Below are 15,078 nucleotides of genomic sequence, written 5' to 3'. Positions count from 1 at the left end.
TCATTGGAAATAAGAAGGCGGCGACCGGTCCATCCACAGTTCGGACGACAGACGCATCATATCGTTGAGCGAACCGCGCTGAGCAAATGCCTGGCGCAGCCAGCCGGCGTCGCTGAGCCGGTTGTGCGCCATGTGGCGCAGGCGTTTCAGGGTCAGTTCCTCGACCTCGTTTTGCACATACGGTTGCAGCAACTGCAATTGCAACAGCAAATGCTCGAAGATCGGCAGTTTACTCGAAGTCGCCGGCGTTTCGCCATGCAACGCCAGCATGCCGTTCAATCCGAAGCGGCTGGCCTCGAACCGGTTGTACTGATACAGCAGGTAAAAATCGTCGCGCATCACGAACGGCCGCTCGGTCAGGATCCAGCGCGCCAGCAGCTGCGCGTAGGCGCCCAGATGGGCGGCGTGCTCGATGGTCAGCGGGGTGTCGCAGACACGGATTTCAACGGTGCCGTATTCGGGCTTGGGGCGGATGTCCCAGTAGAAATCCTTCATGCTGGCGACGATGCCCATCTGCAGCAGCTCGTCGTAGTAGGTCTCGAACTCGGCCCACTTGGTCTGCACCGGCGCCGTGCCCGACAGCGGGAACGCACGCACCACGTTGCTGCGCGACGAGTCGAATTTGGTGTCGGCGCCCTGATAGAACGGCGACGCCGCCGACAGCGCGATGAAATGCGGCACGAAGCGAGAGAATGCATGCGTCAGATACAGCGCATCGTCGCCGTTGGCCACGCCGATGTGGATGTGCTGGCCGAACACGGTGAAGGTCTTGGCGAGATAGCCGTACTTCTCGTGCAGGTGATAAAAGCGCTCGCTCGGCGTGATGCGCTGCTCGTTCCAGTGCTGGAACGGATGCGCGCCGCCACCGGAGACGTCGATGTTGAGATATTGGGCGCCGTTGTTGAGGGCGCCGCGCAAGTCCTTCAACTCTTCGATCAGCTCGTCGACGCGGGTATGGATGCCCGAGTTGAGTTCGATCATGCCCTGCGTCATTTCCAGCTTGATCTGCTTTTGCAGCTCGCGCGGCTCAATCCAGGTCAGCAGGTCGACGGCGTCGCTGGCGAGATTGTAGTTGCGGCGATTGACCAGCTGCAGCTCAAGCTCGATGCCCATCGTGAACGGCGTGGACGAAGTGAACGGCAGGATGCCGGCGCTGGACGTCGGAAAATGCGTCAGTCCTTCTTCCTGCACCGGCGCAGCGGCAGGGATAGAGGCAGAGGTAGTGGTAGTAGTCATTCGCGTCCGCTTTCACCAGATTTGATCAGGGCGAATTGGGTGGCGACAGGGCCAAACAATTCCAGCACGATCAGACATCCCGCCAGCAAGGGCACGACGTCGGACGTGGTATGCGGGTACAGGTTGGAAATCGTCTGCATCAGCCCGAGTCCCGCCTCGGTCATCGGCAAGGTGCCCAGCGTGAGTAGTCCGGCCTGCTTCCAGTTCATGCGCGCAAAGCGGGCGAACAGGAACACGCCGCAGCCCATCGCCACGAAACGCGCGGCGATCAGAATCAGCACCGACAAGCCGACCATGCTCAGGTCCGCCAGGCGCATCGAGGCGCCCACGGTGACGAACAGCATCACCACGAACAATTCGTTGGCGACGCCGAATTCCAGCTCCATCAGGTCGTACTGGCGATCCAGGTTCTTCGACATGATGGCGAAGATCAGCATCGTCAGCATCACCGGCAAATGCAGCGCGTGCGCCACGCCGATGGCCAGCGCGATGACCGAAATCACCAACACGAACTGGCGGCTGCCCTGGCGACCGAGCAGGCGCGCCAGCGGCATCATCAGCCAGTAAGTCAGGTAAGCCAGCACGGCCGAACCGATCAGCGAATACGCGGTGTGCTCGACCAGCGTCAGCAGCGGCGTGCCAGACTCATGCGCAATCACCGGCAGCAAGGCGTAGGCGGCCAGGATCGCGACGAAGTTATTGAGCGCGGTCATGGTCGCCAGGCGACGCGTGACCTGGCCTTCAGCCTTGAGGTCGCGCAGCACCACCAGCACCACGGCCGGTGCGGTAGCGATGGCCCAGACGCCGCCCAGCAGGGCCAGTACGTTGGAGGTGCCGAACCACAGCAAGGCCAGACTGACGAAAGTGAAGCACAGTACAGCCGAGGTGACGACGGTGGCCAGCAGCCACTTCTCGCGGCGCAGCCAGCCGATGTCGACGTAGCGACCAAGTTGGTATACCACCAGCGCGACGGCAATGTCGGCGAAGATATTGGTCACGCTCAGCACATCGCCCGACAGCCAGTTCAGGCCGCCGCCGCCGAGGATGAAACCAACAATCAGATAACCCGTGATGCGCGGCACCCATGGCGACTTCGACACGATATGACCGGCTATCAGCCCGAACAGCAACAAGCTGCCGAACAGCAGCAACGCGTTCCACTGGATCGGTTGTGCAAGGGCGAAAGACGGAAGAGTCCACTGCATAGCTCCTCCTGACGTATTTATTTTGACGGTGCGCGCGCTTCGCCTGTTCCTTGGCGATGCTGTTGGAGACGCACTGATGATTGATATGAAGCGATGCTGCTTGAAAGCTTCCTGAACATTAACCGCGGTAGGGAACCCGAGGTTAAACCATTTTTATATTAAACGAAATTTTTTCCTATGATCTGATCGTCTTTTGTTTGCGGTTAAGTGGCGAATGCGTTGCCATTATTCCCAAAGCCGACCATCGGCAGTAATCAGCGCAGACCTTATTTGCTTGTCAGAAAACACCGACAACAGCGCCGTGCGATAACGCGTCAATTGCGCTTGATAAGCGGCGCGCTCGCTATCGAGCAGATTGCGCTTGTAATCAAGCACCCAGACTTCGTCGTCGAACACCACCACGCGGTCGCATCGCAATACGCCGTCGGTTGTAACGATCTCCATTTCGTCACGCGCATGGCGATGCAGGGCGGGATTGAAGAAACGCTCCAGCGCCGGTTGCGCCAACATATTGACGGCCTGGGCCCGGATCACCGCCGCCAGCGGACGCGGGCACGGCAACCAGCGTGCGATGGCCGCTTCGTCGGGCAAATTCACCGGCCAGGTGCGCGCATGCAGCGCACGTTCGAGCAGCGCGTGCAAGGCCACGCCTTCGTCGATGGCGTCATTGCTGTAATTCGCCGGCGCATCGACCACCGGCGCCGGCAGCGGCGTCGGAATGAACAGCGGCAGTTCGAATCGTTCTTCGCGCTGTTGCCCGGCGTCGTTGATCTGCGCAGGCGGCGCTATCAATTCCACGCCCTGCTCCTCGCCGGCGCGGTCGAACAACCGGCTGTACCAGCTGCCTTCCTGGATGCCGCCCTCCAATGCTCCCTTGGTGCCGGCCACACCGCTGACGATCAGCAGTTGCTTGGCGCGTGTCAGCGCGACGTACAGCAGATTCCAGTCCTCCTGCATCTTGAAATGTTCTTCGGCGTCGAACCAGCGGTCGCGCGCCGTGCCGCGCTCGCTCTTGCGGCCGAAGGCGGAGAAATGTGTTGGTGCGTCTTCGTCCTGTGGCCAGTCGCACAGGATGCCGATGTTGTCGTTGGCGGGATCGCTGTGGTTGGTGTCCATCATCACGACCACCGGCGCTTCCAGACCCTTGGCGCTGTGCACGGTGAGGATGCGCACGGCGTCGGCGGCGGCATCAATGCTGGCCTCGTCGGGCGCATCGCTTTCGGCGTGGCGCTGCAAGACGCGCAGCGCATCGATGAATTTCGGCAGGCTGGGATAACGGCCGGCGTCGAGGTTGAGCGCCAGTTCGACAAAGGCCTCGATGTTGCCGAGCGCCTGGCTGCGCATGGATGGCGCGACGGACTGGGCATAGCGCGCGGCCAACTGGCCTTCGTGCAGGATACGATCAAGCAGATCGTGCACCGGATAATGCGGCGCGGCGTCCAGCCATTGCGCCAGCAAGTGCGCGGCGCGGGCGATGGCGGCCGATGCCGATCCTGCGCCGGATTGCTGCGTGGCCAGCACGCGTTTCCACCAGTCGGATTCGCTGCGTTGCGCCAGCGCGATCAGGTCGGCGTCGGAAGCGCCGATGATCGGGCTCTTCAGCACGTGAGCCAGCGCACGCGTGTCGTTGGGCGTGATCAGGAAAGTCAGCAGCGCGATCAGGTCGGCGATCTCGAGCGAATCGAGCAAGCCGCCGCGCTTGTCGGAGACAAACGGAATGCCGGCCTCGCGCAATGCGCTTTCATACGCGATCAGGTGACGGCGCTTCTTCACCAGCAGCATGACGTCGCCCCATTTGAGCGCGCGGCCGCCGACTTGGATGCGTTGACGCGCCAGCAGGATCGCCTGCGCCACCTGACGGCCTTCGTCGCGCCGGCGCGCATCGTCTTCTTCCTCGCGCGGGGTGATCAGCGGATTGCGCAGCGCTGATGGCGCGGCGTCGGTCTTGTCCTCTTCGGCCGCCTCGGGAGCCTGCACCAGCGGCAAGCGCCACACGGCGCCGCCGTCCATGCCCAGCGTAGTTTGCGGTGCGAACAAGGCATTGCGCCCGCTGAAGCTGGTGTTGAGCACGTCGACGATGACGCTGGCGTTGCGGCGCGTCTGGTTGGCGCGCAAGACCGCCGCACCTTGCTGTTCCAGCAAGGTGCGTGCGGCGGCGAACACACGCGGCTCGGCGCGGCGGAAGCGGTAAATCGATTGCTTGGGATCACCCACCACGAACACGCTCGGCTGCGCCGCATCGCCGCCGTAGGCACGCAGCCAGGCGCGCACGATGCTCCATTGCAGCGGGTTGGTGTCCTGGAATTCGTCCAGCAGGATGTGCTTGTAGCGCGCGTCGAGGCGGCTTTGCAGATAGGCCGCGCTTTCCTCGTTGGTGAGCAGCCGGTAAGCGTGCCATTCCAGATCGGCGAAATCGAACACCCGCTGCTCGGCCTTCACTTCCTGATAGGCGTCGAGATAGGCGCGTCCGGCCGTGAACAACGCGCGATTGAGCTTGAGCACGATGCCTTCGGCGCTGCGGCGCTGCAACAGCCGTAGCTCATTGCCGGTCAGTTCAAACACTTCATCGAACAGCGACACCGCGACCTCTTCGTCGACGCCGTAGTGCTTGCTCAATGCCGCCTTCAAATCCTTGGTCTTGGTGTTGCCGCGCGGTTTGCCGTTGTCGTCATAGAACTGCGTCGCCAATGCGGCGAACTGCTCGGCCGACGCGTCGCCGCTCACCAGCGTTTCGATGGCGACCGCGCGTTTCTGGTTGGTTGCCGTGCCCTTGCCGAGCAAGGACGACACCTCGTACAGCCGCGCCTTCAAGGCCTCGTCGCTCCAGACCGTCAGTCGCGCATCGTGCGCGGCGTCAGGGCCGCACAACTCCTCCAGCCATTGCAGCGGCGCGTCTTCCGACGATAGCGGCGGCATGGTTGCAGCCCACCATTCGGCACGCTTGTCGAGGAAGGAATCGAGCAGATTGCGCGCACCGCTGTCGCCGGCCAGCTCGTACAGTTCCAGCAAGGCCAGCTTGATCGCTTGCTGCGCCGGCTTTTGCACCGCCTGCATGAAGCGGCGGTAAGCCTCGTTCATGATCTCGCCGTTTTTCTCGGTCAGCGCATAGCCATGCGGCACGCCCGACGCCAGCGGCGCGATCTGCAGCAGACGCGCAAACCAGCTATGAAAAGTGTCGATCGACAAACCTTGCTGGCCCGCCAGAATCTGCTCGTACAGCGAGCGCGCCAGCGGCATCAGGCGCGGAAGCTCGTCGGCGTCGACGCCGCGCTCCAACAGCAACTGGCGCGCCTGTTCGGCCGGCGCCAGCGTCAGTTCGTGCAGCAACTCCATCAGGCGCTCGCGCATTTCCTGCGCGGCCTTGCGGGTGAAGGTGATCGCCAGCAGTTCGGCCGGCTGTGCGCCCGCGAGCAGCAATCGCAACATGCGCGCCACCAGCAGCCAGGTCTTGCCGCTGCCGGCGCAGGCTTCCACCACCACCGACTGACGTGGATCGCAGGCGGCTGCGGTGAATGCCGCCGCTTCTGCGGGACGGCCGTTGATTTCGTAGGCGGAGATTGATCCTTTGTTGCTTACGCCATTCATGTCGTTCATTGCCAGACTCCCTTGCGGCACAGTCCGCGCACATCGCAATACTGGCAAACCGATTCGATGCCATTGGCCGGCAGCGGCGCATCGTTGCCGATGGCCTGCACGACCGTGATGATCTGCTGCTGCAAGGCCTGCTGCTGTTTCTCGAAATCGGGGGCGGCGACGTCGCCGGTTTTGTCCCGGGACGGCTCCAGGGCGACGTAGTGCGCAGCCGCCATGGTCTGGCCCGACAGCAATCCGTAGAACGGCAGCTGGTGATCTTCGGCATTCTTCAACTTGGCGACCAGCGACGGCAGCGAGCTGGTCTTGTAGTCGAGCACCGCGCGTTCGCCCTCCGCGTTTTCATCAACGCGATCAAGGCGACCGTACAGCTCGATGCCGCCGTCCGGCCACGCCAATGCGTGTTGCAAGGGCAACTCGCCGAGCACAAAATGCCAGCCCTGCGCTTCACGTTCATTGGCCCAGACCAGATAGGCCGGCATCACCTTGCGCCAGCGCGCCTCGTAACCAAGCGCGGCGGGATGCTCGCGGATCGCCTTGCCGAAGACCTCATCCGAGATGGTCGCCAGCAAGGCTGCACGCTGCTCGACCGGCGTCTTCGCATCGCGCAGCGCTTCGTGGTATTTCATCAAAATTTCATGCAGCCAGCCGCCGTAGTCGCGCTTCTCCGGCATGTCGGAGAGCTCATCCATCACGTTCACGCGCAGCATGTGCTGGGCGAAGAATTGATACGGGCATGCCACCAGCCGGTTGTAGGCGCTGGCCGACAACCGCGCCGGCGTCAGCTCCGCGGCCGACGGCGCCGGCATGGTGGACGGTGCGGCAAGCAATTCATGCAGCGGCAAATCGTGGCGCAGTTCGCGTAGCGGCGCCATGCCGGCTTTGGCCAGGCACAGTTCGAGACGCTCCAGCCACGGACTCTTGGGATTCGGTTCGCCGTCCTTGTGGGTCTGCCAGCACAGCACTACTTCGCGATTGGCGCACAGCAGTTCGGTCAGGTCGCGCAATTGCTGGTGCTGGCGCGACAGCCGCGTGGGCAATCCAAGTTCGTGGCGCACGGCATTCGAGAAGAACAGCGTTTCCTGCGGTTGCGACGGCAGGTGTTCGGCGTCGGCGCCGATCACAAGAACGGCGTCGAAATTGCGCAGGCGCGCGCCGTTGAGCGGCAGCATGACGATGCGACGATCGGTGATCGGCGGCATGAACGTGACGGCGTCGAGCTGCAGGTTCAGCAATGCGCGCCATTCCGAGAAGGAGAACAATTCGCCGCCGTCGGTATCCGATTGCCGGGCGCCGAGGTCGTCCAGCAATTGCAGCACCTGCTGGCCGGCGATGTCCTGCGTGAACGCGGCGCGCATGTCGAGCGCATCGAGCAAGTGTTGCGCGCACGCGCTCCAGTCGATCAGGTTCTTGCGTCCCTCGAACAGCGCGGCCTGCGCAGCCACTGCCTGCAAAACCTCTGCGGCAAGCGACCCGCTCTTGAACGCCGCTTGCACGCTGCGCCATTCGCCGGAAATATTCTCGCGCCGCAATTGCCACTCGATCTGCATTACCGCCGCGCTCTTGTCGGCCATGCCGGCGAAGATGAACGGCGACTTCAGCAGGTCGAGCAGTGCAGTGGTTTCGCCGCGCGAGGTGACGACGTCGCACCACGCCGCCATCGCTGCGGCGGCGCGGGTGGTCGACAGCTTCCAGCCGGTTTCGTCGGCCACCGAAACTTGCGCACGCTCCAGCAAGGCGCGCAGGCGGCGCGCGCTGACGCGATCCTGGGCGACGATGGCGATGTCGTTCTTGCCTTGCCGCAGCCAGTCGAGCACGATCTGCGCGCTCTGCAGCGAAGCGTCTTCCAGACTCGCAGCCGGACACAGCGCCAGCGTCGGCGCGTCCATTTGCGGCGCGAACAGGTCGTCAGGCGCGGGGGCCAGCGGTGCGTCGCACAACTCCGGCCAGGCGGTCTGGTACAGCAAGGGGATATCCGGGCCGCGCCAGTCGATCTGCACCGGCTGCACTTCGGCGTGTTCGCCGTAGGCCTCGAGGAAGGCCAGTTCCATCGGTTCGGGGGCGACCGGGCTGATCCACATCAGCGGCGCCAGGGGCGCGTGGGCGCTTGGTTTGGCCAGCGCCAGCATGCGCGTGTAGCGCTGCGCGGTCTTGTCATTGCCGTCGAGCTGGCTCTGCCAGATCGACCACACCAGCTGCGCCTCGTCCGAGAGCATGCTGCGCGCCGACGGCGACAGCTGCGCCAGCGCGGCTTGCCAGCGCTCATCAGCGTCGCCGGGAGTGCGCTCCATGGCCGGCAACAACGCTTGGGTCAACTCATCCGACAGCGACAGCAGCGTCTGCGCCAGCGGCAGCAGGTCGGTGTTGCGGCGCGCCGTAAACATCTTCTTGAGCCAGGCGTGCTGGCGTAATTGCGCGTACAGCTGCATCAGGCGCTCGCTGTCGTCCTGCTGCGGCTGCGGCGCCTGCATGGCCAGCCAGCCGGCCATGGTGTTGATGCGCGGCGGGATGAAGCCGGCCTGTTGCGGCGACCGGCGCTGCAGCACCTGGGCCAACGCCGCGCGCCAGTGCACCGCATGCGAAAACGCCGGCACCACCACCTGATAACCGGAAAAGTCACGCGCCCCCGCTCCAAATGCAGCGCCCAGCATGTGATCGGCCTCCAGCAAGGCGGCCGCGGTCTGCGGCCAGAAGTCGATGGAGGGGCTGATCAACAGGGGCGAATGCAACATTAAAAGGGGGCCGCAGAGAAAAATATATTTATCGAAATGATTGCCGAAATCTATCGACCCGGCATGTCTTTGCCGCATTGTATGCGACCGGCCGGGTCAATTGGCAACCTTGGCAACCGCCCCGCAACAGGCTTTGCCGGATGGCGGCCTATCGGCGGCGGCAAGGCGCACTTTTCCCGAAAATGGGTTATGATTGCCTCCGTACCCCGCCGAATACCCGTTGCCGCGTTTCAAAATACTTGAATCAGGGCACAACGACTCCATCTGCTTTAAGCAAAGTTACGCAATGAAGCAACTCCGGAAGCGTTGATGGCATACGCCAAGCAAATGGTATGTTCCCCCGGCGCTATTTGACCACTTACTTATATATATTCCCTCAGATCGAGGATCTACCATGAGCGAAAACATCAAACACATCTCCGACGCCTCTTTTGAAGCAGACGTCCTGAAATCCGACAAGCCGGTCCTGGTGGACTTCTGGGCTGAATGGTGCGGTCCTTGCAAAGCGATCGCCCCGATTCTGGAAGAAGTCGCCAAGGAATACGAAGGCAAGCTGCAGATCGCCAAGCTGGACGTCGATGCAAACCAGGCAATTCCAGCCAAGTTCGGCATCCGCGGCATTCCGACGCTGATCCTGTTCAAGAACGGCGCAGCAGCAGCGCAAAAAGTCGGCGCTCTGGCAAAAGGCCAGCTGACTTCGTTCATCGACAGCAACATCTAAGAAGATTCACAGCGGCGGTACGCTCGTATCGCCGCTTGTTGTGCTTACCGGTAGCCTGAACAATCGATACACGTAAGCTAGTTTTTTAATTTACACGCCACGCAATTCCCTCCCCCACCTTTTACGATTCCCATCCCGGGACACTCTTATGCACTTATCAGAATTAAAGGCGTTACACGTCTCCGCATTGCTTGAAATGGCAATTGGCCTGGACATCGATAACGCGGCGCGCCTGCGCAAACAAGAACTGATGTTCGCGATCCTCAAGAAACGCGCGAAATCGGGAGAACAAATTTTCGGCGACGGCGCCCTTGAAGTGTTGCCTGACGGCTTCGGCTTCCTGCGCTCGCCTGACGCCAGCTACATGGCGTCCACTGACGACATTTACATTTCGCCCTCGCAAATCCGCCGCTTCAACCTGCACACCGGCGATTCCATCGAAGGCGAAGTGCGCACACCGAAAGACGGCGAGCGCTACTTTGCGCTGGTCAAGGTCGACAAGGTCAACGGCGAAGCGCCGGAAGCCTCCAAGCACCGCATCCTGTTTGAAAACCTCACGCCGCTGCATCCGAACAAGATCATGCAGCTCGAGCGCGAAATGCGCGGCGAGGAAAACATCACCGGCCGCATCATCGACCTGATCGCGCCGATCGGCCGCGGCCAGCGCGGCCTGCTGGTGGCGTCGCCGAAGTCCGGCAAATCGGTCATGCTGCAACACATCGCCCACGCCATCACCACCAACCATCCCGACACCGTGATGATCGTCCTGCTGATCGACGAACGTCCGGAAGAAGTGACCGAAATGCAGCGCTCGGTGCGCGGCGAAGTCGTTGCATCGACTTTCGACGAACCGGCAACGCGTCACGTCCAGGTCGCCGAAATGGTGCTGGAAAAAGCCAAGCGCCTGGTTGAAATGAAGAAGGACGTGGTCATCCTGCTGGACTCGATCACCCGCCTGGCGCGCGCCTACAATACCGTGATCCCGGCGTCCGGCAAGGTCCTGACCGGCGGTGTCGACGCCAACGCGCTGCAACGTCCGAAGCGCTTCTTCGGCGCCGCGCGCAACATCGAAGAAGGCGGTTCGCTGACCATCATCGCCACCGCCCTGATCGAAACCGGCAGCCGCATGGATGACGTGATCTACGAAGAATTCAAGGGTACCGGCAACATGGAAGTCCACCTGGAACGCCGCCTCGCCGAGAAGCGCGTCTACCCGGCGATCAACCTCAGCAAGTCCGGCACACGCCGCGAAGAACTGCTGATCAAGCCGGACCAGCTGCAAAAGATCTGGGTCCTGCGCAAGCTGATGTACGACATGGACGAAATCGAAGCGATGGAATTCATCCTCGACAAGATGAAGTCGACCAAGAACAACGCCGAGTTCTTCGACATGATGCGTCGCGGCAGCGAGCGGTGACTAACACAACGCCGCTGGCTGCGTTGCAACTCCTTGCCGCACATTCGTGCTGTCTGCGTCGTTGCGCCTTGCCAGTGACGCCGTGTTAGCCCCCGTTTAGGGCTATCAATCAGAAAAATCCGCCCGGGCGACCAGGCGGATTTTTTTATGCCCGCGCGGCCTTGGTTGGTTTTCGCCGGTTTGGAAATACCGCTTGACCGCAATTTTCTTCCTACACTACTATTTCAGCCACGCCGCGCTCTGCGCAAAGACAGACCCGGCAATAAAAATTAAATACAGAGACAGCATCGAACCGACAGGTTCAGACCGTTCAGATCATTTACCGGCATCGCTCCCGCTGCCGGGCATTCATCCGCAAGCGCAGCACCGTTGTACGTTGTAGAGCACCGCAGTACTGCCGGTCATGGATCCATGCCGGGGTTTCACCTTTCCGTCCACCAGACGGCATAAAAACAGCAACGCAGACACAACCAATCAGGAGGAGCAAAAGATGAAAGTCAAAATGACAGCCATCGCGGCGACCGTGGTCGCCGCATGTGCAGCAGGATTTGCCGGACCGGCGGCAGCGCAGATTTCGGGAGATGTGGTGAAGATCGGCCTGATCACCGACTTGTCGGGCGTCTACATCGACATCGACGGCCAGGGCGGCATCGAAGCAATCAAGATGGCGATCGCCGACTTCGGCGGCAGCGTCAACGGCAAGAAGATCGAACTGGTCACCGCCGATCACCAGAACAAGGCCGACATCGCCGCCTCCAAGGCGCGTGAATGGTTCGACCAGCAAGGCGTGGACATGCTGATCGGCGGCACCAATTCCGGCACCAGCCTGGCCATGGCCAAGGTTGCCGGCGAAAAGAAAAAGACCTTCATCGCCGTCGGCGGCGCCACCGCACGCCTGACCAATGAAGAATGCACGCCCTACACCATCCACTATGCCTACGACACGGTCGCGCTGGCCAAAGGCACCGGCTCGGCCATCGTCAAGAACGGCGGCAAGAGCTGGTACTTCCTGACCGCCGACTATGCCTTTGGCGCCTCGCTGGAGAAGGACACCTCCGACATCGTCAAGGCCAATGGCGGCACGGTGGTGGGCGCGGTCAAGCATCCACTGGGTGCGTCGGACTTCTCGTCCTTCATGCTGCAGGCGCAGGCATCCAAGGCGCAGATCCTGGGGCTGGCCAACGCCGGCGGCGACACCATCAACTCGATCAAGGCCGCCAACGAGTTCGGCATCAATAAGACCATGAAGCTGGCCGGCCTGCTGATGTTCATCAACGACGTGCATGCGCTGACCTTGCAGGTGACCCAGGGCATGTACCTGACCGACGGCTGGTACTGGGACATGAACCAGGAAACCCGCGACTGGTCCAAGCGCTACTTCGCCAAGATGAAGCGCATGCCGTCGATGCTGCAGGCGGCGGACTATTCGGCGACGATGCAGTACCTGAACGCGGTGAAAGCCAGCGGCACCGACGATCCGGACAAGGTCATCGCGCAGATGCACAAGACCAAGATCAACGACTTCTTCGCCAAGAACGGCTACATCCGTCCCGACGGCCGCATGGTGCATGACATGTACCTGATGGAAGTGAAGAAACCGTCGGAATCGAAGTATCCGTGGGACTATTACAAGGTGGTGCAGACCATTCCTGCCGAACAGGCATGGACCACCAAGGCTGAATCCAAGTGTTCCCTGTGGAAATAAGCCTGGGCTGACCAATCTGACCTGCCGGCGGGGCTTGATCCCTGTCCGGCAGCGTCTCACCTGGCGCCTACCGGACCGAAACGGCCCGAAAACCGCGTCAAATCGGCAAAAAACAACATCCTTCCCCGGCCTCTGACTATATAGATTTGGTGCAAACCCCTGATTTCATTGTATAATTTCGGACTTTTCACCGGCAAGTGATCGACAATCGGGTCAAGAAGCAAGGCGACCGACGAAGTGACGATTGGCTACCACTACTTTTCAAGGCAAAAAAATGAAACAAGGCATTCACCCGGATTACCGCGAAGTTCTGTTCCACGACGTTTCGAACGACTTCAAGTTCATCACCCGTTCGACTATCGGCACACGCGAAAAGGCCGAATTCGAAGGCAAGGAATACCCACTCGTGAAGATTGAAGTTTCTTCCGAATCGCATCCGTTCTACACCGGCAAGCACAAGATCGTCGACACCGCAGGTCGCGTCGAGAAATTCCGCCAAAAGTTCGGCACAGTCGGTTCCAAGACTGCAATCGCAGCAGAATAATCTCTGCACGATGTCAAAAAAGGCAGCTAAGGCTGCCTTTTTTGTTTTTTGCGGAACGGGGTGCAGCTTTACCGCTGCAGGATTGCCCCGCCGTTACCATCCAATACATCCTTTAACGGAATTTTGCTGCACAATATCGGCTACCCGATAATTGCACCCGCACAGTGCAGCAACACGTACAAGAGCAATAACACCTTGATGAAGCCAGTCCGCCTCCCTGCCGCCGCGACCAATGCTCTGCCTCGCTGGGGCCTGCTCGCGCTCGGCTTGCTGTATATCCTGCCCGGCCTGATCGGCCGCGACCCGTGGAAGAACGATGACGCCGCCAGCTTCGGCATCATGTGGACCATGGCGCATGGCAACCTGATGGACTGGCTGGCGCCGAATATCGCCGGCATGGCGATGCCCGCCGAGAGTCCGTTGGCCTATTGGTTCGGCGCCATCTGCATCAAGCTGTTCGGCTGGCTGCTGGGCGATCCGCTGGCGGCGCGCATCTCGACCGTGGGCTGCTTCCTGATCGGCTCGCTGTCGATCTGGTACGCCACCTACCTGCTCGGCCGCCGCAGCGAGGCGCAGCCGCTCAAGCTGGCCTTCGGCGGCCAGCCGGAGCCGCGCGATTTCGGCCGCACCCTGGCTGACGGCGCCTTCCTGATCTACCTCGGTTTCCTGGGCTTGCTGCTGCACAGCCACGAGACCAGCGCCAAAACCCTGCAAATCGCGCTGGTGGCCTACGCCATGTACAGCGCGGCACGCGTGTTCGACACCAACAAGCCGCATCAGGCGCTGTCGCTGGGCGCGGTGCTGGGCTTGCTGGTGCTCACGCACGGCTGGCTGCTGCCGGCCGGCGTGCTGCTGGGACTGCTGGTGTTGTCGGGCCTGCATTACCGTCCGGTGTTCAAGTCGCTGGTGGGATTGACGCTGCCGGCGGCGCTGGCGATCTGCCTGGTCTGGGTCTTTTCGATCCGGGCTTTGCTGCCTGAGGCCAGCGCACAATTCTCGACCTGGCTCAGCTGGAACATCTATCAGATCAACTGGCCGACCATGGCCTCGCTGAAATTCTTCGGCAAGTACGGCGTCTGGTTCGCTTGGCCGGCCTGGCCGTTCGCCGGCTGGGCCGTGTACGCCTGGCGCCGCCAGTTGCAATCGCTGCATATTTCGCTGCCGCTGGCATTCTTCATCCCGCTCACGCTGCTGGTGCTGCTCAATGTGCACAGTGAAGAAGGCATCCTGTTGCCGCTGCTGCCGGCGCTGGCGATACTGGCGGCCTTCGGTCTGCCGACCATGAAGCGCGGCGCCATCAATGCGGTGGACTGGTTCTCGGTAATGACGCTGACCACCTGCGCGGCCTTCATCTGGATCGGCTGGATCGCCAAGGAAACCGGCTGGCCGGCGCAGATCGCCAAGAACGCCTTCAAGCTCGCTCCCGGCTACAAACCCGGCTTCAATGCCATTGCGCTGGCGATCGCGGTGTTGACCACGATTTTCTGGATCATGCTGGTGCACTGGCGCATTTCGCGCCGGCCTTCGGTGCTGTGGCGCGCGGTGGTGCTGTCGTCCGGCGGCGTGGTGCTGTGCTGGGTGCTGCTGATGACCTTGTGGCTGCCATGGGTCAACTACGGCAAGAGCTATGCCGGCGTGGCGCAACAGATCGAAGAACGCATGTCGGCCGTCAAGCAATGCGTGGAGTCCAACGTCGGCCCGGCGCAACGCGCCTCGTTCGCCTACTTCGGCCACGTGCATTTCGAAGACCGTCCGGACATGCGCTGCGACTTCCTGCTGCTGCAGGACAGTATCGACAACCAGAACGCCGAACAGATGCTGCGCCAGTATGAAGGCCGCTGGCAACTGCTGTGGGAGGGCCGGCGTCCCTCCGACCGCGACGAGCGCTTCCGCCTGTATCGCCGCATCGGCAACTGAAGCGATGCCG

At 61.7% G+C, this 15,078-nt stretch carries 9 protein-coding genes; 5 read left to right on the top strand and 4 right to left on the bottom strand.

Annotated features, from left to right (window positions below; genetic code table 11):
• The 4 genes from ACIROY_RS08635 to ACIROY_RS08620 all read right to left on the bottom strand — a co-directional run bounded on the left by ACIROY_RS08635 (nucleotide 1) and on the right by ACIROY_RS08620 (nucleotide 8,764).
• Complete coding sequence (locus tag ACIROY_RS08635; protein WP_402274498.1) at nucleotides 1-1,236, bottom strand: YbdK family carboxylate-amine ligase; 1,236 nt, start codon at nucleotides 1,234-1,236, stop codon at nucleotides 1-3.
• Nucleotides 1,233-2,441, bottom strand: coding sequence for a cation:proton antiporter (locus ACIROY_RS08630; protein ID WP_402274496.1), 1,209 nt, complete (start codon nucleotides 2,439-2,441; stop codon nucleotides 1,233-1,235). The genes ACIROY_RS08635 and ACIROY_RS08630 overlap by 4 nt, the downstream gene beginning before the upstream one ends.
• Before the next feature lie 225 nt (nucleotides 2,442-2,666).
• The gene (locus ACIROY_RS08625; RefSeq protein WP_402341182.1) at nucleotides 2,667-6,035 is read right to left on the bottom strand and encodes a UvrD-helicase domain-containing protein; all 3,369 of its coding nucleotides are present in this window, start codon (nucleotides 6,033-6,035) and stop codon (nucleotides 2,667-2,669) included.
• Entirely contained in the window at nucleotides 6,032-8,764 is a 2,733-nt protein-coding gene (locus ACIROY_RS08620; protein ID WP_402341180.1) for a PD-(D/E)XK nuclease family protein, read from the bottom strand. The genes ACIROY_RS08625 and ACIROY_RS08620 overlap by 4 nt, the downstream gene beginning before the upstream one ends.
• Nucleotides 8,765-9,158: 394 nt before the next feature.
• Between ACIROY_RS08620 and trxA the strand changes: the two genes are divergently transcribed.
• The 5 genes from trxA (at nucleotide 9,159) to ACIROY_RS08595 (ending at nucleotide 15,068) form a co-directional block, all read left to right on the top strand.
• Nucleotides 9,159-9,485, top strand: a complete 327-nt coding sequence (trxA, locus tag ACIROY_RS08615) for a thioredoxin TrxA (protein ID WP_116436841.1) — start codon at nucleotides 9,159-9,161, stop codon at nucleotides 9,483-9,485.
• Between the two features lie 148 nt (nucleotides 9,486-9,633).
• Nucleotides 9,634-10,902, top strand: coding sequence for a transcription termination factor Rho (gene rho, locus ACIROY_RS08610; RefSeq protein WP_040503902.1), 1,269 nt, complete (start codon nucleotides 9,634-9,636; stop codon nucleotides 10,900-10,902).
• Nucleotides 10,903-11,392: 490 nt separating this feature from the next.
• Complete coding sequence (locus ACIROY_RS08605) at nucleotides 11,393-12,607, top strand: ABC transporter substrate-binding protein (protein ID WP_402274489.1); 1,215 nt, start codon at nucleotides 11,393-11,395, stop codon at nucleotides 12,605-12,607.
• Between the two features lie 274 nt (nucleotides 12,608-12,881).
• Nucleotides 12,882-13,151, top strand: coding sequence for a type B 50S ribosomal protein L31 (locus ACIROY_RS08600; protein WP_053196114.1), 270 nt, complete (start codon nucleotides 12,882-12,884; stop codon nucleotides 13,149-13,151).
• 198 nt (nucleotides 13,152-13,349) lie between these two features.
• Nucleotides 13,350-15,068: an ArnT family glycosyltransferase gene (locus tag ACIROY_RS08595; protein ID WP_402274967.1), complete on the top strand. Its 1,719-nt coding sequence runs from the start codon at nucleotides 13,350-13,352 to the stop codon at nucleotides 15,066-15,068.
• Nucleotides 15,069-15,078 lie beyond the last annotated feature (10 nt).

The sequence above is a fragment of the Herbaspirillum sp. NPDC101396 genome (assembly GCF_044767365.1).
In the GTDB taxonomy this organism is placed as follows: domain Bacteria; phylum Pseudomonadota; class Gammaproteobacteria; order Burkholderiales; family Burkholderiaceae_D; genus Herbaspirillum.
Note: the sequence above shows the minus strand (reverse complement) of the source record. Positions and strands in the feature narration are given on the sequence as shown.